The organism is Methylobacterium mesophilicum (assembly GCF_022179445.1).
In the GTDB taxonomy this organism is placed as follows: Bacteria; Pseudomonadota; Alphaproteobacteria; order Rhizobiales; family Beijerinckiaceae; genus Methylobacterium; species Methylobacterium mesophilicum.
On record NZ_BPQU01000020.1, the window covers coordinates 17702 to 36186 of the forward strand.

The 18485-nt window shown below is 71.0% G+C and carries 15 protein-coding genes; 5 read left to right on the plus strand and 10 right to left on the minus strand.

Features of this window, described 5'->3' with window-relative positions; translation table 11 throughout:
- The first annotated feature begins 144 nt into the window (after positions 1 to 144).
- The gene (locus MFF40_RS18690) at positions 145 to 318 is read left to right on the plus strand and encodes a NepR family anti-sigma factor (RefSeq protein ID WP_238261734.1); all 174 of its coding nucleotides are present in this window, start codon (positions 145 to 147) and stop codon (positions 316 to 318) included.
- 121 nt (positions 319 to 439) lie between these two features.
- Here the strand turns inward: MFF40_RS18690 and MFF40_RS18695 are convergent, their stop codons facing one another.
- A complete protein-coding gene (locus MFF40_RS18695) occupies positions 440 to 616 on the minus strand; it encodes a DUF1328 domain-containing protein (RefSeq protein WP_007568853.1) in 177 nt (58 codons plus the stop codon).
- Positions 617 to 1135: 519 nt separating this feature from the next.
- Between MFF40_RS18695 and MFF40_RS18700 the strand changes: the two genes are divergently transcribed.
- Positions 1136 to 2056 carry an MBL fold metallo-hydrolase gene (locus MFF40_RS18700; RefSeq protein ID WP_147898649.1) on the plus strand — a complete coding sequence of 307 codons (921 nt, stop codon included), beginning with the start codon at positions 1136 to 1138 and terminating at the stop codon, positions 2054 to 2056.
- 2 nt (positions 2057 to 2058) lie between these two features.
- Here the strand turns inward: MFF40_RS18700 and MFF40_RS18705 are convergent, their stop codons facing one another.
- The gene (locus MFF40_RS18705; RefSeq protein ID WP_147898648.1) at positions 2059 to 2838 is read right to left on the minus strand and encodes a DUF1499 domain-containing protein; all 780 of its coding nucleotides are present in this window, start codon (positions 2836 to 2838) and stop codon (positions 2059 to 2061) included.
- A 62-nt stretch (positions 2839 to 2900) separates the two neighbouring features.
- Positions 2901 to 4706 carry an AsmA family protein gene (locus tag MFF40_RS18710; protein WP_238261736.1) on the minus strand — a complete coding sequence of 602 codons (1806 nt, stop codon included), beginning with the start codon at positions 4704 to 4706 and terminating at the stop codon, positions 2901 to 2903.
- Positions 4707 to 5017: 311 nt separating this feature from the next.
- Between MFF40_RS18710 and MFF40_RS18715 the strand changes: the two genes are divergently transcribed.
- Together MFF40_RS18715 and MFF40_RS18720 are read left to right on the plus strand one after the other, a co-directional pair.
- Positions 5018 to 5758 carry a CoA transferase subunit A gene (locus MFF40_RS18715; protein ID WP_147857042.1) on the plus strand — a complete coding sequence of 247 codons (741 nt, stop codon included), beginning with the start codon at positions 5018 to 5020 and terminating at the stop codon, positions 5756 to 5758.
- A gap of 22 nt (positions 5759 to 5780) precedes the next feature.
- Positions 5781 to 6443: a CoA transferase subunit B gene (locus MFF40_RS18720; protein ID WP_147857041.1), complete on the plus strand. Its 663-nt coding sequence runs from the start codon at positions 5781 to 5783 to the stop codon at positions 6441 to 6443.
- Positions 6444 to 6887: 444 nt separating this feature from the next.
- On the opposite strand, the gene MFF40_RS18725 is transcribed toward MFF40_RS18720, so the two are convergent.
- From MFF40_RS18725 to MFF40_RS18740, 4 genes are all read right to left on the minus strand, one after another.
- Positions 6888 to 8585, minus strand: a complete 1698-nt coding sequence (locus MFF40_RS18725; RefSeq protein WP_238261738.1) for a methyl-accepting chemotaxis protein — start codon at positions 8583 to 8585, stop codon at positions 6888 to 6890.
- Positions 8586 to 9041: 456 nt separating this feature from the next.
- Entirely contained in the window at positions 9042 to 9731 is a 690-nt protein-coding gene (locus MFF40_RS18730; protein ID WP_147855686.1) for a metal ABC transporter permease, read from the minus strand.
- A gap of 166 nt (positions 9732 to 9897) precedes the next feature.
- Positions 9898 to 12597: an aconitate hydratase AcnA gene (acnA, locus tag MFF40_RS18735; protein ID WP_238261740.1), complete on the minus strand. Its 2700-nt coding sequence runs from the start codon at positions 12595 to 12597 to the stop codon at positions 9898 to 9900.
- Between the two features lie 466 nt (positions 12598 to 13063).
- A complete protein-coding gene (locus MFF40_RS18740) occupies positions 13064 to 13888 on the minus strand; it encodes a CDC27 family protein (protein WP_147855684.1) in 825 nt (274 codons plus the stop codon).
- A gap of 129 nt (positions 13889 to 14017) precedes the next feature.
- On the opposite strand from MFF40_RS18740, the gene MFF40_RS18745 reads away from it, so the two are divergent.
- Positions 14018 to 15418: a leucyl aminopeptidase family protein gene (locus MFF40_RS18745; RefSeq protein WP_147896942.1), complete on the plus strand. Its 1401-nt coding sequence runs from the start codon at positions 14018 to 14020 to the stop codon at positions 15416 to 15418.
- Between the two features lie 9 nt (positions 15419 to 15427).
- Here MFF40_RS18745 and chrA read toward each other — a convergent pair whose 3' ends face one another.
- From chrA to MFF40_RS18760, 3 genes are all read right to left on the minus strand, one after another.
- Positions 15428 to 16810, minus strand: coding sequence for a chromate efflux transporter (chrA, locus tag MFF40_RS18750; protein ID WP_147896943.1), 1383 nt, complete (start codon positions 16808 to 16810; stop codon positions 15428 to 15430).
- Positions 16807 to 17979: a M20 aminoacylase family protein gene (locus tag MFF40_RS18755; RefSeq protein WP_147856485.1), complete on the minus strand. Its 1173-nt coding sequence runs from the start codon at positions 17977 to 17979 to the stop codon at positions 16807 to 16809. The genes chrA and MFF40_RS18755 overlap by 4 nt, the downstream gene beginning before the upstream one ends.
- A 240-nt stretch (positions 17980 to 18219) precedes the next feature.
- Positions 18220 to 18483 carry an amino acid transporter gene (locus tag MFF40_RS18760; RefSeq protein WP_147856484.1) on the minus strand — a complete coding sequence of 88 codons (264 nt, stop codon included), beginning with the start codon at positions 18481 to 18483 and terminating at the stop codon, positions 18220 to 18222.
- Positions 18484 to 18485: the final 2 nt, after the last annotated feature.

The following is an 18485-nucleotide window of genomic DNA, read 5'->3' on the forward strand; positions in this document are numbered from 1 at the left end:
GCCCAGCGGACTTCGGCAACAAGGGGCGTGTGAATGGCGGATCAGGGTAAGGATGCGGACCCCCGTGCGGGCGATCCGTATGCTGGCACCGCCGCAGAGCCCACGGCCCATCCCGCATCGCGTCAACCCGGGGAGTCCCAGGGTGTGGCCGCATCCGCCGCGGCACGCGCCGGCGGGGGCGGCCTGAGCGACCAGACCCGCAACCGCATCGCCGCGCAGCTGCGCGCGATGTACGATACGGTCGCCCTGCAGCCGGTGCCCGACCGGTTCGCCGAACTCATCGCGAAGCTGGACGGCGGCGAGCGCGAGAAGGCCTGAGCCCGAGACGGCGGATCCTGTGGATCCTGGCATCTCCGCGATGAAAAAGCCGCCGTCGAGGACGGCGGCTCTCTCCAAGTCTGTCGTCAGCCCGGCGCCAGCGCCGGCCCCTACGATCGCTTTACAATGTCGGCGAACGGCCGCGCATCAGGCCGACGACGGCCGAGATCGCGAACAGGACGATCGCCACGAAGAACACAAGCTTGGCAGCTTCCATGGCGGTGCCGGCAATACCACCGAAACCGAGCAGAGCGGCGACCAGAGCCACGACGAGGAAAGTTACGGCCCAACCGAGCATTGTGCGTATCCTTTGAAAGGTCCGGCGCGGGCGGCCGCGTCGTTCTGGACTCAAAAACGCCAAGGTTCGGTTCTGGTTCCGCGCACTTGACAAAGCGGCCGGGTTTCGTCTCGCTGGCGGACCGCCCCGCGACGATTGGGTGACGGAACGGGAGTCAGACGGTCGCGTTCGCTGTAAGGTCACTAGGTCCGAACCGGGATCCGAGATGCTGCAAGCTGCAAAGAGAGCCGTTCGATCCAAGCTCGCCGCCCTGGCGGCGCGTGTCACCGAGATTGTCGATGGTGCCGCCGACGCGGCGCGCGCGGCCGCACTCGGCCTCGGCGTGGCGCCGGCCCCCGTACCGGTCCCCGTGCGCGTCCGATCCGGCCGGTCGCATCGCGCGGGCTGAAGCCCGCACGCCCTGAGGAACGGCCCTCTCCGGGACCGTTGTCCTCAGGGAAGCCCCCACGGCCGCTGCGCCCGATTGCGCAGCGCTCACGCGCAGCCGTAGAACCACCGCCGGGACGGAACGGGGTGGCGATGACGGTCGAGGACGAGAGCGGGCCGCGCGTCGAGCGGTCCCTGCCCGAGAGTGGGCGCATGGAGCGCGTGGCGCCGCTGATCCGGCGGCGGATCGCCCCGAACGGCGGCCCCTTCACGGCGACCGGGACCTGCACCTACGTGGTTGGCCAGGACCGCGTCGCAATCATCGATCCCGGCCCCGACGACCCCGGCCACATCGCGGCGCTCCTGGACGACCTCGGCCCCGAGCGGGTCGAGGCCATCGTGGTCACCCACACGCACCGCGACCATTCGCCGGGCGCCCGCCTGCTGGCCGCCCGGACCGGGGCGCCGATCGTCGGCTGCGGCCCGCACCGGGCCGCCCGCGCCCTGGCGGAGGGCGAGGCGCCGATGCTCGATGCCAGCTCGGACGCGGCGCACGCGCCGGCGCGCATCCTGGCGGAGGGCGACGCCGTCTCCGGTCCCGGCTGGACCCTCGTGGCCGTGGAGACGCCCGGCCACACCATGAACCACCTCGCCTTCGCGCTGCCCGAGGCGGACGCCCTGTTCTCGGGCGACCACGTGATGGCCTGGAACACCACGATCGTCGCGCCGCCGGACGGGGAGATGCGGGCCTACATGGCCTCGCTGGAGAAGCTGCGCGGCCGCACCGAGACGACCTACTGGCCGGGCCATGGCGGCCCGGTCCAGGAGCCCGCGCGGCTCGTCCGCTGCCTGATCGGCCACCGCCGCCAGCGGGAGGCGGCGATCCGCGCCCGGCTGGCCGCCGGGGACACGCGCATCCCGGAGGTGGTGGCGGCGATCTACCAGGGGCTCGATCCGCGGCTGCGGGGCGCGGCCGCCCTGTCGGTGTTCGCCCATCTCGAGGATCTGGTCGGGCGCGGGCTGGTCGCCTGCGACGGGCCGCCGCGGCTCGACGCGACCTACGCGCCGGCCTGACCCTACTTCACCGCCAGCGCCAGGTTGGCGACGTCGTCGAGATAGGCGCGGATCCGGTCGGCGTTGGTCCCGAAGTCGCGCCCGCCGAGCCGCGAGGCCGAGCGCACGTCGATCCGGGCGCCGTCGGCCCGGGGGCGAATCCGCACGGTGACGTCGTCGGGCAGGTTCAGGATGAGGCCCCGGGCCACGGCCTCGATCCGGCCGTTGCCGGTGCGCCCCCCGGGGCGGATCGCCTCGACGATCTGCCAATGCCGGTTGAGGGCTGCCTTGCGGGCCAGCTCGAAGGCCTCGTCGGCGCCGATGTCGAGGGTCAGCGGGGCGATCTGCGGGTAGGCGGCGCGCTGACGCTCGCGGAACGCCGGGCCGGGATCGGCCGGGTAGCGCCCGCCCCGGGCCGCGAAGGCGGCGCGCGAGCGCGAGAAGGCCGGCGGGTTGTCGATGTCGGTGGTGATGTCCGACAGGACCGGCAGGCGCAGGCCGCGCACGCCGAGATAGGCCGGGTAGCCCAGCAGGAGGAGCGCCAGCACCAGCCCGGCCAGCGCGGCGCCCAGGCCGCGCGCGCCCTCCCGCCAGACATGCACGAACGCGAAGACGGCCGCCACCGCCGCGGCCAGGGCGACGCACAGCCCGGCCGCCAGCGCCACCAGCGCCGCGTCGGTGTCGGCGCGCGGGTCGCGCACCAGGATCAGGGCGAGACCGGTGGCGAGGATCGAGAACACCGCGAGCCGCCGCGACAGCGGCCCGGCGCGGGTCACGGGATCCTCGATAAGCTGGCGGCGCATGGGGGTCACGGAGGGGTTCGGGGCCGGAGCTCGGGGTCGGGCGGCAGGCGCGCGGATCGGGGTCAGGGTGCGTAGGCGCGGGCGGCACCGCTCAGCCCGAGGGCGGCCGGCACCTTGAAGGGATCGGGCAGCATCGCCTCGCCGTGGGACACGATCTGCGCCGTGGGGGCATCCAGCGGGCCCGTGACCTCGAACAGCAGCCCGCGGCCCGGGAGGTCGGCGAGCGCGCGCAGGGCGAGGTCGCCCCGGGCCGCGATCCGCCGGCCCGGCAGCGACACCTGACCCTGCAGGCTCGCCCCGACGCTCGGGCCCCGCAGGCCGGATTCGGCGAACTCGCCGATCCCGTCGGAGAAGCGCAGGGTGATCGCGGCGCGCTCGAAGGCGGTCCGGCCGTTCCGGCGTGCCAGCGCCCCGGTGGGCACCGCGCCGTTGCGGTGGACGAGTTCGGCGAGATCGAGGCCCGCGATCGCGCCGCCGTCGACCGAGAGGGTCGCGCGGCCGCCGAGGCTGGCGAGCAGGGCGACGCTGTCGCGGGCGCTGCCCTCCAGGCTGAACTGGCCCTGCAGCGGCCCGCTCAACCAGCGTCCCGCACCGATCTCGCCCAGGAGGGACCCGACGTCGACCCGGTCCAGGCTGCCCTGCATCCGGACCTCGGTCTCGGCCGGATCCGCGGCGCTCGCCAGGGTGACGCGCCCCTTGAGCATGCCGTCCTGCAGGCGCGCCCGGTTCACCGCGACCTCCACGGCCGCGTCCCGCACCAGGATGCTGGCGGCGAGGTCCTGCGCCAGGACCGGACCGACCCGGCCCTCGGCCGCGGACAGGCGCAGGTCGAGATCGCCCCCTGTCAGCGGACCCAGCGCCAGGGAGGCCGGCTCGGCCTCGAACAGCCGGATCAGGTCGGCGAGGAGCGGCGACAGGTTGAGGGTCTCGGCCGCCAGGGTCGCCTGGACCGAGAGGCGCGGCTCGGGTCCGGTCCCGAGGGTGACGGCGCCGGCCCCATCCAGGACGTCGTCGCCGAGCCCCACCCGCAGGCTCGGCCACGACACCGACCTGTCCCCGGCCTCGAACCGTCCGTCGAGCGAGAAGGCGCCGGCGAGCGCGGCGAGCGGTGCGTCGCGCCCGAGCCAAGCCAAAGTTTTCGGGAGCGCGCGGCTCTCGAACCGGGCGCGGCCGGCCAGGGGCGGCAGCCCGCCGCCGTCGGGGGGAGGCCCCACCGTCCCCTCGGCCGCCAGGCTGCCATCCGGCCAGGTCACCGTCGCCGTGAACGGCGTGCGCAGGCCCTGCGCGATATAGGCCGGCAGCATGTGGGCCAGGGCGATCCGGGTCGGCACGCCCCGCCAGGTCATGCTGGCATGGGCCTCGGCGTTCGCGCTCCAGAACGGCCAGGCGAGATCGATGTCGATGTCCCTTGCGTCCGCGCCGTCCCCGACGCGGGCGCCGGTGAGGGCGATCCGTCGCGGGTGCTGAGTCGCACCCGCGCGCATGCGGCCGGCCAGACGCGCCAGCGGCTCGCGCCAGGCGGCGGCATCCGGCGACAGGCGCGCCGCGTCGAGGCGCAGGCCGCCCAGGGCGGCGCGGCCGGCGAGCAGAGCGATCGGATCGAGGTCGATCGTCAGCCGGCCGCCCTCCGCGAGGGTCGGCCCGGCGGATCCGGCGGCGAGGCGGACACGCTCGAGGCTCAGGCGCGGGATCGGAAGGAGCGTGAGCTGCGCCGGTCCCTCGGCGGTCAGCGCGAGGCCGTACGCATCGAGTGCGGGACCCGCGAAGGTCATCGCCCGGCCGCCGTCGACCGACCAGTCCTGCAGGCCGAGCCCCGCGAGGACGAGGCATCCGAAGGCGGCTACGAAGATGGGGCGGCGCGGCGACATCATGCTCCGGATGGGCGAGCCGCGGGCGCGGCCAGGGGCCGGGTGCGGCGCCAGCCCCCTCAAGCCGTCGCGGCCCGGTAGGGTCTGCTCGTTGCGTTAACCTCATAGCGCGCTCCGGGCGCCTTGTCTGCGGGGGCCTGCCCGGCGCCCCCGCTCTCCCCAGGGTGTCGGGTTACGGATCGCCCCGGACACCATGCGGGCAACGTGCCCCGGCACTGGATTTCGGCCGCGGAATCGGGGACAGCAGGCCCGAGGAAACGTAGTTCCCAAGATTTCGGCCGGGCCAGACCGGGCGGGAAAAGGACGGTTCGATGAAGAAGGTCTACACGGATCCCACCGCGGCCTTGGCCGGCCTGCTGCGCGACGACATGATGGTCATGTGCGGCGGGTTCGGCCTCTGCGGCATCCCCGACGAGCTGATCGAGGCGGTGCGCGCCTCGGGCGTCAAGGGCCTGACCATCGTGTCGAACAATGCCGGCATCGACGGGGTCGGCCTGGGCAAGCTCCTGGACACGCGGCAGGTGCGCAAGATGATCTCGTCCTATGTCGGCGAGAACAAGGAGTTCGCCCGGCAATATCTCGGGGGCGAATTGGAGATCGAGTTCAACCCGCAGGGGACCCTGGCCGAGCGCATCCGCGCGGGCGGCGCCGGCATCCCGGCCTTCTTCACCAAGACCGGCGTCGGCACCAAGGTCGCCGAGGGCAAGGAGGTGCGGGAGTTCGACGGCGAGGCATACGTGATGGAGCGCGGGCTGTTCGCGGACCTCGCCATCGTGCACGCCCATACCGGCGATACCGAGGGCAACCTGCGCTACCGGATGACCGCCCGCAACTTCAACCCGATGATGGCGACCGCCGCCACGATGACGGTGGCGCAGGTGGAGCACCTCGTGAAGCCCGGCGAGATCGACCCGGACACGATCCACACGCCCGGGATCTTCGTGAAGCGGATCATCGAGGTCGGCGCGCGCGAGAAGCGGATCGAGCAGCGCACCACGCGCAAGCGCGGCGACAGCACCCCCGCGGCCGCCGCCGGCGGCGGCACCCACTGATCGAGGGAAAGGGAATAGAACGATGGCCTGGACCCGCGAGCAGATGGCGGCGCGCGCCGCCAAGGAACTGGAAGACGGCTTCTACGTGAACCTCGGCATCGGCATCCCGACGCTGGTGTCGAACTACATCCCGGACGGCATGTCGGTGCAGCTGCAATCCGAGAACGGCATGCTCGGCATGGGCCCCTTCCCGTACGAGGGCGAGGAGGACCCGGACCTGATCAACGCCGGCAAGCAGACGATCACGGCGCTGCCGACCACGAGCTACTTCTCGTCGGCGGATTCCTTCGGGATGATCCGGGGCGGGCACATCAACCTGTCGATCCTCGGCGCCATGCAGGTGGCCGGCAACGGCGACCTCGCCAACTGGATGATCCCCGGCAAGATGGTGAAGGGGATGGGCGGCGCGATGGACCTCGTCGCCGGGGTGAAGCGCGTCATCGTGGTGATGGAGCACGTCGCCAGGAACAAGGACGGCACCGAGAGCCCAAAGCTGCTCAAGGCCTGCGACCTGCCGCTCACCGGAACCCAGGTGGTCGACCTCGTGATCACCGATCTCGGGGTGTTCGCGATCGACAAGAAGGGCGACGGCGGCATGACGCTGATCGAGCTCGCCGACGGCGTCACCGAGGACGAGATCCGCAGGAAGACCGAAGCCGACTACACCGTCGCCCTCGCGGCCTGATCCGGAGCGCTCTCTCGGCTCGAACAGGGGTTTCCAAAGGGCCTGCGGCCCTTTGGCGGGGTTCGGGGCGCGAAGCCCCGGGTCTTCGCAGGGCTCGGCCCCGCACGCGCAAGGTTTTGGGCCGAGAGCCAGGACATGGCGTCGAGCTGTCTGCACGGCCCTTTTCCCGGGCGCATGCAGCGCCAGCGGAATGCGATCCGGGACCCAGCACAATACGGCGCGCAGCGTCCGTCTGATCAACCTGTGCCGCTGACGCGGCGCTTCGTGTGCTGGGTCCCGGATCAGGTTCCGCTTCGCTTCACCTGTCCGGGAAAGGGGGGCACGTGATCTGCTCAGGAGCGCCGATCCCACGAGGCGCACGTGGCCAAACACCTTAAAAGGGATGGGTCCAAGACCTTTTGAAATCGAGATCGTTTGCCGGTTTCTCGGACCGGCACCATGTCCTCAGGCGGCCCGGATGCCGTCGAGGAAGCGGGCCACCTCGGCGTTCAGGCGCCCGGACTGATCCGAGAGCACGGCCGCCGCGTCCAGCACCTGGGTCGCGGCCGCCCCGGTCTTCTCCGACGCATCCGCGACGCCGACGATGTTGCTCGTGACCGCACCGGTCCCCAGGGCGGCCTCGGAGACGTTGCGGACGATCTCCTGCGTCGCGGCACCCTGCTCCTCGACCGCGGCCGCGATGCTGGCGGTGACGCCGTCGATCTCTCCGATCCGGCTGGTGATCCCGCCGATGGCCGCCACGGCATTCTCGGTCACGGCCCGGATCGCGCCGACTTGGCCGGTGATCTCCTCCGTGACCCGGGCGGTCTGGCCGGCCAGTTCCTTCACCTCCGAGGCGACGACGGCGAAGCCGCGCCCCGCCTCTCCGGCCCTCGCCGCCTCGATGGTGGCGTTGAGCGCCAGCAGGTTGGTCTGGCTGGCGATGTCGGCGATCAGCCCGACCATCTCGCCGATCTTCGCCGAGGTCTGGTTCAGGGCCTGGACCAGCTTGGTCGTCTGCCCGGCCTCCTGGGCCGCGATCCGGGTGAGGCCGGCCGAGCCCGTGACCTGACGTCCGATCTCCTGAACCGAGGTGCCGAGCTGTTCCGCGGCCGCCGCGACCGTTTGGACGTTGCCGGCCGCCTCCTCGGCCGCCGACGCGACGGTGGCGGCCTGCATCGCCGCCAGGCTGGCCGTGTCGGTCATGCCCTGGGCGGCCCGCTGCAGGTCGGTGGCCGATGTCGAGACGGCGCCGACGATGCCGACCATGGTCTGCTCGAAGCTGTCCGCCAGCTCGGCGCGGGCGCGCCTGCGCTCGGACGAGGCCGCCTGGTCGGCACGGCGCCGGATCTCGGCCTGCTCGGCCGCCTCGGCGGCGACCATGCGCTTGATCCCCTCGACGGCGCGCCCGACGGCGCCGATCTCGTCGCCACGGGCGGCTTCGTGGATCTCGCTGTCGGTCTCCCCGCGCCCCATGCGCTCGAGGGTCCGGACCAGCCGTTTGAGCGGGGCCGTCACCCCGAGGACGACCACGGCCACGCCCGCCCCGATGGCGATCGCGAGGCCGATGGTCGCCGCCGCGACCAGCAGAAGGGTCGCCCGGGAGGCCGCCGCCTCGGACGCATCCCGCTCCCGCTGGAGGTCGCCCGTGAGGACGTCGACCCGAGCCTGGATCATCTCCACCAGCTTGGCGCGGAGCGGATTGCCCTCGGCCAGCAGGATGGCGCCGGCGGCTTCGGCCTCACCCCGCTCCCCGCTCGCGGCGACCCGGTCGATCACCGCACCGAACGCCGTCAGGATCTGTCGCAGCGTCTCCCCGGCCGAGCGCCGCGCGGGCGTGTCGGCCATCTGCATCAGGGCGTCGAGCAGGCTGAACGCGTGCGCCGTGTTCTGCTTGATGAGGGTCTGGTACCCCGCCATCTGCGATTCCCGCGTCTCGAGCACGAGGTTGCGCGCCTGGACGGCGATCTCGCCGAAATCGATCTGGAGGCCGAGGATCATCGCGAGGCGCTTGGCCTGCACGTCAACGATCTGCCGTGTCTGCGCCGATTGGGCGATCAGGCTGGCCCGCGCGTAGACGATCAATCCTCCGGCTGCCAAAGCCACGATGACGAGCGGAATGGCAAACTTCACGAGTATTTTTGCGTCACGCAACAATGCCATCGCGCTGATCCCGCATCCTGGAAAATCGATCCAAGATCATCTCGTAACCTCGCGAAAACATCAACGGCCAAAACCGCCTGGTTTACGATGCGGTGACAATAGGCAGATGAGTACTTTCTGAAGTCAATTTGGTTTGTTCATATATATTTTTTACAATAATCAATCTCGATTTATAGATATTTATCTTTCCGACGCTGATTAGAAGATCCGATCCGGGTTTCTGAGCATGCAACCCGCATCAGCGCATAAGCGCACCAATCCCTTGCTTATGCGCAGCGCCCGATCGTGCCGAAAATTTGTGCGCCCGCGTACGATGCTCCTGGACGCGGAGCGATGCCACACGACCGCGCGCGCGTTCAGCCATAGGCCGAGGGACCGGGAGAACGCCCGCGCTTCGATGATCAATCCGCGCGCCGCGGCCAGCCGTGCCGACCGCGGCGCGCGAGAATCCCAAGATTACATCGGCGGGGTCAGGCCGTCCTTGCCGACCGCCACGAGCTTGCCCTCGGCCTTGGCGCCATCCTTGGCGACCACGGCGAAGACCTTGGAGCCGGGGGCCAGGATCGCCTTGTCGGCCGGCTCGAAGGCGACGATCGGCGCAGAAGCCGGCACCACGATCTCCTTGGACCCGTCCTTGCCGTAGCTCACCGTCAGGGTGCGCTCGCCGCCGGACGCCGCCTTGTCGGCCTTCACGGTGCCGTTGGTCATCGCGCTCTTCACCTTGGGGGCGTTAGCGGTCTCGGCCTTCACGGTGCCGTTGGTCATGGCGCTCTTCACCTTCGAGCCGGCGCCGCCGGTCTGGTCGGTGATCGAGTCCCAGCCGTAATGGCCCTCGCCGGTGCCGCGCATCGACTCGGGGAACAGCACGACTTCGAGCGCCGTCATCGGGTTCTCGCCCTTGGTGGCGGTGCCGATGAAGACGCCGTCCTTGATCGCGTCGAGGCTCGACGGGACCACCCAGGCGAACTTCGCGCCGCCGACATCCACGGTCTCGGACTTGCCGTCCTCGGTCTTGATCGTGAGGGTGCTGCCCTCCGCCTTGTCGATGGTGCCGCGGACGCGCTCGACCTGGGCGGCGAAGGCCGCGCTCGACAGGAGGGCCGTCAGTCCGGCGGCGGCGGCGAGGGTCTTGCTGAGATGCTTCATCGGGGGTCCCATCCTGGCTTCAGGAGCCGGGTTATGGGGCGCTGGCCGCGTCAAACAAGGTTGTGCGCAAACGAAACGTGCTCGTCCAAGCCAAAAAGAAGGCGGCGCCCCGGGGGCGCCGCCTCAAAAGAACCGGATGGGCGGCGCGGACGCCGCCCGTCGTGGATCAGGCCGCGAGCGAGCGCAGCACGTAGGGCAGGATGCCGCCGTTGCGGAAGTATTCCAGCTCGTCGAGCGTATCGATCCGGCAGGTGAGCGGCACCGCCATCTTCGATCCGTCCGCCGCGGTGATCTCCGCGACCAGGGTCTGGCGCGGCTTCAGCTCACCCGACAGGCCCTTGATGGTGACGGTCTCGTCGCCCTTCAGGCCCAGCGACGCCCAGGAGGTCTCGCCCTGGAACACCAGCGGGACGATGCCCATGCCGACCAGGTTCGAGCGGTGGATGCGCTCGAAGCTCTCGGCGACCACGGCGCGGATGCCGAGCAGCTTCGTGCCCTTGGCCGCCCAGTCGCGCGAGGAGCCGGTGCCGTATTCCTTGCCGGCGAAGACGACGAGCGGGGTGCCGCTCTCGGCGTATTTCTGCGCCGCGTCGTAGATGAACATCTTCTCGCCGGTGGGCTGGAAGAGCGTCCAGCCGCCCTCGACCACCGTGCCGGACGGGTCCCGGACCATCTGGTTCTTGATGCGGATGTTGGCGAACGTGCCCCGCATCATCACCTCGTGGTTGCCGCGCCTCGTGCCGTACTGGTTGAAGTCCTGCACGCGGACCTGGTGCGCCTGCAGGTACTCGCCGGCCGGCGAAGCCGCCCGGATGTTGCCCGCGGGCGAGATGTGGTCGGTGGTGATCGAGTCGAGGAAGAGCCCGAGGATGCGGGCGTCCTCGATGTCCTCCACGGGCTTGGGCGTCTTCTCCATGCCGACGAAGTACGGGGGGTTCTGCACGTAGGTGGAGCCGGGGTTCCACGCGAAGGTCTCGGCCTCGGTGACCTCGACGTCCTTCCAGTTCTGGTCGCCGCCGAACACGTCGGCGTAGCGGCGCTTGAACAGCTCCGAGGTGATGTTCTCCTCGATGAACTGCTGCACCTCCGCGGAGGACGGCCAGATGTCCCGCAGGTAGACCGGCTTGCCGTCGGAGCCGTGGCCCAGCGGCTCGGTGGTGATGTCGATCTGCATCGAGCCGGCGAGCGCGTAGGCGACGACGAGCGGCGGCGAGGCGAGGTAGTTCGCCCGCACGTCGGGGTTCACGCGGCCCTCGAAGTTGCGGTTGCCCGAGAGCACCGCGGCGGCCACGACGTCGTTGTCGTTGATCGCCTTGGAGATCGCCTCCGGCAGCGGGCCGGAATTGCCGATGCAGGTGGTGCAGCCGAAGCCGACGAGGTTGAAGCCCAGCGCGTCGAGGGGCTCCTGCAGGCCGGATTTCTCCAGATACTCGCCGACGACCTGCGAGCCGGGGGCGAGCGAGGTCTTCACCCAGGGCTTCGAGCGCAGGCCCTTGGCGACGGCGTTGCGGGCGAGGAGCCCTGCGCCGATCATCACGGAGGGGTTCGACGTGTTGGTGCAGCTGGTGATCGCCGCGATCACCACGTCGCCGTGCCCGATGTCGAAGTTCGTGCCCTCGACCGCGTAGCGGCTGGCGAGGTCGGCGGCCTTCTTGAACTCGGTCTCCATCGAGGCCGCGAAGCCCGGCTTGGCCGCGTCGAGCAGCACCCGGTCCTGCGGGCGCTTCGGGCCGGCGAGCGAGGGCCGGACCTCGCCCATGTCGAGCTGCAGCGAATCGGTGAAGACCGGGTCGGGCGTGTTCGCGTCGCGCCACATGCCCTGCGCCTTGGCGTAGGCCTCCACCAGGGCGATCCGGTCGTCGGCGCGGCCGGTGACCTTCAGGAAGTCGATGGTGCGCTGGTCGATCGGGAAGAAGCCGCAGGTGGCGCCGTATTCCGGGGCCATGTTGGAGATCGTGGCCCGGTCGGCGACCGCCATGTCGTCGAGGCCGGGGCCGTAGAACTCCACGAACTTGCCGACCACGCCCTTCTTGCGCAGCATCTGGGTGACGGTGAGCACCAGGTCGGTGGCGGTGGTGCCCTCGGGCAGCTTGCCCGACAGCTTGAAGCCCACGACCTCGGGGATCAGCATCGAGAGTGGCTGGCCGAGCATGGCCGCCTCGGCCTCGATGCCGCCGACGCCCCAACCGAGCACCGCCATGCCGTTGACCATGGTGGTGTGCGAATCGGTGCCGACCAGCGAATCGGGATAGGCGATCTCGGCCCCGTCCTCGGACTTCGTCCAGACGGTCTGGGCCAGGTATTCCAGGTTCACCTGGTGGCAGATGCCGGTGCCCGGGGGGACCACGGAGAAGTTGTCGAACGCCGATTGGCCCCACTTCAGGAAGGTGTAGCGCTCGCCGTTGCGCGAGTATTCCAGCGCGACGTTGTCGGCCAGCGCCTTGGGGGTGCCGAACTCGTCGACGATCACCGAGTGGTCGATGACCAGATCCACCGGCACCAGCGGGTTGATCTTCTGCGGGTCGCCGCCGAGCGCCACCATGGCGTCGCGCATGGCCGCCAGATCGACCACGGCCGGGACGCCGGTGAAGTCCTGCATCAGCACGCGGGCGGGCCGGAAGGCGATCTCGACCTCGGCCTTGCCCTTCTCGGCGAGCCAGCCGACCGTCGCTGCGATGTCGGCCTTGCGGACGGAGCGGTCGTCCTCGAAGCGCAGCAGGTTCTCCAGGAGGACCTTCATGGCGAAGGGCAGCGCGGTGGCGGAGGCGAGGCCGTTCTTCTCGGCCTCGGGGATCGAGTAGTAGGTGTAGGTCTTGCCGCCGGCTTCGAGCGTCTGGCGGGCCTTGTAGCTGTCGAGTGATGGCACGGCTGGTTCAATCCTCGCTGCGGGTTGTCGAACACGCGCAGGCAAGACCTGCGCTACGAAGTCTGTGTTCGGCCTGTGTAGCGCCCGACGGGCGCGCGCCGCCCCGGGAGTGCCCGGGCAGGACGATGCGCGGGGGCGATTTGGACGCCCGTGGAGCCGCGCGGCGCAGCCAGATCCCGATATAGAACTTTTCGAATCTGGCCGCTACCGGGTTGCGATGACAGCCGCGCTACGCTGTCGGGCGCCGGGACGCATGCCGCACGGTCGCATCCCCGGCGAAGGCGCGCATTTTAGCGGCGATGCGGGGGCCGGCCACAAGCGTCTCCCCTCGCCCGCAGAGGCTACGAGGTGCAGACATCGCTGCCGGATGTGGGCCAGAACTAACCCCGAGCGCGTCTCCCTCCCCCCTCTGCGGGGGAGGGAGCGCGCGCAGCAAAGCCGGATCGTCACCGGCGCGGGATGCCCGTCACCCCCGCTCGGGCGCCCCTGCCCCCGACAGCGCCTTGAACCGATTCGGCTGGGCGGCGAGCTTGCGCAGGGACGCCACGTTGGAGGCGGCCTCCTCGGGACCCATGTCCCGGCGCAGGACGGTCTCGGCGTCGGCGAATCGGCCCTTCAGGCCGAGGACGAGGGCTAGGTTCGCCCGGACGCGGGCGTCGGCGCCCGGTTGGTCGGCGGCCAGCCGCAAGGTCTGCTCGGCCTGGTCGAGGTTGCGCGACAACGCGTAGGACAGGCCGAGATTCGAGAGCAGCGACGGCTCGTTCGGCCGGATCTTGAGCGCGGCCTCGTAGAAGCTCTGGGCCCGCGCCTGCTCGCCGAGCTGCGCGGAGGCCGAGCCCTGGGCCGACAGGATGCGCCAGTCGGGTGAGGCCGGGGAATGGGCGTTGGCGAGGACGTCGATCGCCTCGCGGTAGCGGCCGGCCTCCACCAGCGACTTGCCGTAGGCGCCGAGGATGAACGTGTCGCGCGGGTTGCGCAGGGCCGCCTGCTGCAGCACCGCGGAGGCTTGGGCCGCCTGATCGTTCGACCGGAGGGCGCGGGCATACGCGAGGGCCGCGCGCCCTTCGCCGGGATTGGCGTTGAAGCGCTCGGCCAGCCCTTCGAGGTCTTGCCGCGAGGCCGACTCCTGGCGCGGCGCGACCTGCCGCTCGCCGATCGAGCCGGTGGTCTCCGGGGACCGGGTGTTGCAGCCGGCAAGGCCCAGCGCCACGATGATGGCCGCGGCGGCAAGGCCGGCGCGGCGGCGGTTGGAAGCCGGGGTCGGGATGACCCGGATCGGGGCCGTCATCATGGTGCGCTCCGCCGGCACTGGCCGGGCGGGCTCCGGCCCACGCTTCACCCTCCCGGCCGGCCGGTGATAGAGCGTTAACCCTAACCACCGGTTAAGCCGCTGCCGGCCCGACCGCCGCACGAGAGGCACATGACCCAGGCCGACACCCCAGCGACGCACGCCGCCCTGCTGCCCGCCGACACGCCGTCCGTTCCGGTCACCCTGGTTACGACGGCATCCTGGAGCGAGGCCGAAGCGGCCCTGGAACCGGCGCACAGGCGTTTCGCGCAAACAATCGGCTTCAAGCCGAAGGCCGGGAGCCTGGCGCTGCTGCCGGGCCCGGACGGCGGTCTCGCGCGGGTGCTGTTCGGCCTCGGCGATCCGGAGGCGGCCACCTATGACCGGCTGATCGCCGGCAAGCTGCCCGCCCTGCTTCCGGACGGGACGTTTCGCCTGGAGAACGCCCCGGACCCGGCCGAGGCCGCGCTGGCCTGGCTGATGGGCAGCTACCGCTTCGGCCGGTACCGGACGGCCGGGGGGACGAAGGCGCGGCTGGCGGCGCCGGCCGGGATCGACGGGGCCGAGGTCGAGCGGGTCGCCGCCGCGGTGGCGATGGGCCGCGACCTGATCAACACCCCCGCCAACGATCTCGGGCCCGCCGAGATCGAGGCCGCCGCCCGGGCGCTGGCCGAGCGCCACGGGGCGTCGATCGAGGTCACGCAGGGCGAGGCGCTCGCCAAAGCGTTTCCCCTGATCCACGCGGTCGGGGTCGCCTCGCCCCGGGCGCCGCGCCTGATCGACCTGACCTGGGGGCCGGCGGACGCGCCGCGGGTGACGCTTGTCGGCAAGGGCGTCGCCTTCGACACCGGCGGGCTCGACATAAAGCCCTCCTCCGCGATGCTGCTGATGAAGAAGGACATGGGCGGCGCCGCGGTGGCGCTGGCGGCCGCCGACATGATCATGGGCGGGGGCCTCAAGATCCGCCTGCGCGTGCTGATCCCGGCGGTGGAGAACGCGGTCTCGGGCAACGCCTTCCGCCCCAGCGACGTGCTGCCCAGCCGGGCGGGCTTGAGCGTCGAGATCGGCAACACCGACGCGGAGGGGCGGCTGATCCTGGCCGACGCGCTGGCGCTCGCCGACGCGGAGGAGCCCGCTTTGATCCTCGACTTCTCGACGCTCACGGGCGCCGCCCGGGTGGCGCTCGGGCCGGACCTGCCGGCGTTCTTCACCGAGGACGAGGCCCTGGCGGCCTCCGTAGCGGAGGCGGGGCGGAGCGCGGTCGACCCGATCTGGCGGATGCCGCTGCACGCCCCCTACGCGAGCCTGCTCGATTCGAAGGTGGCCGACCTCAACAACGTCTCGGGCGGCCCGTTCGCCGGGGCGATCACCGCGGCGTTGTTCCTGCGCCGCTTCGCCCCGAAGACCAAGGCGCACGGCCATTTCGACCTGTACGGCTGGAACCCCTCGACCAAGCCGGGACGGCCGGAGGGCGGCGAGGTCCAGACCGCCCGGCTGACCTACGCGCTGCTCAAGGCCCGCTACGGGGCCTGACCGCGCCGGTCAGGCCAGGCCCGACAGCCGCAGCAGCATCCCGGCCCCGGCACACAGCGCCAGGGTCGGCAGCGCCCCGAGGCCGAACCGGAACACCGCCAGGATCGCCGCCAGCGTCAGCACCAGGGCGGCGGGATCGAGGCTGGCGGGGACGGGCAGGTCGAGGCGCAGTGGTCCGAGCGGCATCGTCCGGACCTCGGAAAACAGCGTCCGCAGCCCGAACCAGACCGCGAGGTTGAGGATCACCCCCGCCACCGCGGCGGTGATCGCCGAGAGTGCGCCGGCGAGCAGGCGGCTTCCGCGCAGGCGCCCGATCAGCGGCGCACCCGCGAAGATCCACAGGAAGCACGGCGCGAAGGTGACCCACGTGGTCAGCAGCCCGGCCAGCGTCCCCGCCAGCAGCGGCGGCAGGGTGCCGGGGGCCCGGTAGCCGGCCAGGAAGCCGACGAACTGGAGCACCATGATCAGCGGCCCCGGGGTGGTCTCGGCGAGCCCGAGCCCGTCGAGCATCTCCCCGGGCCGCAGCCAGCCGTAATGCTCCACCGCCTGCTGGGCCACGTAGGCGAGCGCCGCGTAGGCGCCCCCGAAGGTCACCACCGCCATCTTGGCGAAGAACACAGCCACCTGCCCGAAGACCGGGGGCGGCCCGGGCAGGAGCAGCAGGGCGGCCACCGGCAGGAGCCAGATCGCCAGCCACAGGACGGCGACGCGCAGGGATTCCGATGGCCCCGCGCGCTCGCGCGGCAGCATCGCCGCACCGATCAGGAACCCGGCCTCGTCGTTTCCCTCCGCCTCCGCAGGCGTCGCCGCGGGCCTTCGCCCCAGCACGAGGCCGAGGGCGCCCGCCGCGACCACGACCAGCGGGAACGGCACCGCGAGCAAGAAAATCGCCCCGAAGGCGGCGGCCGCGATCAGCCGGTCCGCCCGTCCGCGCAGGGCCCGCCCGCCGAGGCGCCAGAGCGCGTGCAGCACGATGGCGAGCACCGCCGCCTTGAGCCCGAAGAACAGGCCGGCGACGAGATCGACCGCGCCGTACAGGACGTAGAGCCAGCTCAGGCCCATCAGGGCGAGCAGCCCCGGCAGCACGAACAGCCCGCCCGCGACGAGGCCGCCGGCGGGGCCGTGCATCAGCCAGCCGATATAGGTCGCGAGCTGCTGCGCCTCCGGCCCCGGCAGGAGCGTGCAGAAGCCGAGCCCGTGCAGGAAGCGCCGCTCGGAGATCCAGCGCCGCTCGTCCACCAGGATGCGGTGCATCACGGCGATCTGCCCGGCGGGACCGCCGAAGGACAAGGCCGCCACCCGCAGCCAGACCGGCACGGCCTGCCGCAGGGTCGGGCGCGGGACGGAAGCCGCGCCCGCCGGGCTCGCGCCGCCCGTCAGGCCGCCGGTCAAACCGTCCGGGGCAGCGCCGTCTCGATCAGGCGCGCCCACAGCGAAGCCCCGTACGGGGTCGCGGAATCGTTGAAATCGTAGTGCGGGTGGTGGAGCGAGGCACTGTCGCCGTTACCGATGAACATGTAGGCGCCGGGGCGGCGGCCGAGCATGTAGGAGAAGTCCTCTGCCGTCATCATCGGCGCGACGGTCCGGTCGACATTCTCCGCCCCGACCAGCGCCTCCGCCACGCCGGCCATGAAGTCGGTCTCGGCCGGGTGGTTCTCGGTGACCGGGTAGCTCGACCCGTATTCGACCACGCCGGTGGCGCCGAAGGCCCCGGCCACCTCGGTGACCAGGGTCTCGATCCGCGCCTTGACCTGGCTGCGGACTGACTTGGAGAGCGTGCGCATGGTGCCTCGCATGGTCACGCTCTGCGGCAGCACGTTGAACGCCTCGCCGGCATCGAGCGCGCAGACCGAGACTACGGCCGAGTCCAGAGGATCGAGGTTGCGCGACACGATGCTCTGCAGGGCGATGATCACGTGGCTCGCCACCAGCACGCTGTCGACGGCGTTCTGCGGCAGGGCCGCGTGGCCGCCCCGCCCCTCGATGGTGAGGGTGAAGCGGTCGGTGGACGCCATGATCGGCCCGGGCCGGATCGCGAAGGTGCCGACCGCCATGCCGGGGATGTTGTGCATCCCGTAGACCGATTCGATGCCGAACCGCTCCATCAGGCCGTCCTCGACCATCGCCTCGCCGCCGCCGCCGCCCTCCTCGGCCGGCTGGAAGATCAGCACCGCGGCACCGTCGAAGTCCCTTGTCTCGGCGAGGTACTTGGCCGCCCCGAGCAGCATCGTGGTGTGCCCGTCATGGCCGCAGGCGTGCATCTTGCCCGGCACCGTGGAGCGGTAGGGCAGGTCCCGGACCTCCTGGATCGGCAGCGCGTCCATGTCGGCGCGCAGCCCGATGGCGCGGTTCGAATTCCGGCCGTTGCCGCGGATCACCCCGACCACGCCGGTCCGGCCGATACCGGTCTCCACCGCGTCGCAGCCGAAGGCCCGCAGCTGATCGGCTACGAACCCCGCCGTCCGCTCCACGTCGTAGAGCAGCTCCGGGTGGGCGTGGAGGTCGTGCCGCCACGCGGTCATCGTGTCGGCGAAGGCGCGGATCCGTTCGAGGGCGGGCATGGGTCCGGGGCTTTCGTGGCCTTGAGGTCTCGGCGAGAGACTCGGCCGGTCCAGCAAAGCCGGGGCCAGACGCGGCGTCAACGGCCGCGCTTGTCGCGCAAAACTCCGAACCGCCTTCGATCGATGATTTTGGACGTTGTTCGGCGGCTCAATGCGCCTTGCCGGTCAGCCACAACATGCCAAATCCAAGGGCAAGCCCCTCAAGCGGAACGGCGAGGAAACTTGCGAACTGAAGTGTCGTCATGGGTCCAGACTCCCGAGAGGGGATCGTGCCACCAGATCTAGGGTACTGCTCGACAACGAGAAAACGCCGAGCAGAATGAAAGCGCCGGCAAGGAAGCCATATTGCTCCGTGACGATACCAAGGGCCGTGATGAAGGGTGAGAGGCCGCCGACAGCGAAGACAGCAATGGACAAGCCATTGATATAAGTCGCCGTCAGCTTCGCCTGCTCGTTGGCGACAAACTTACGCCGAGCGTCCACCTCCGGTATTAAACCCGTCATTC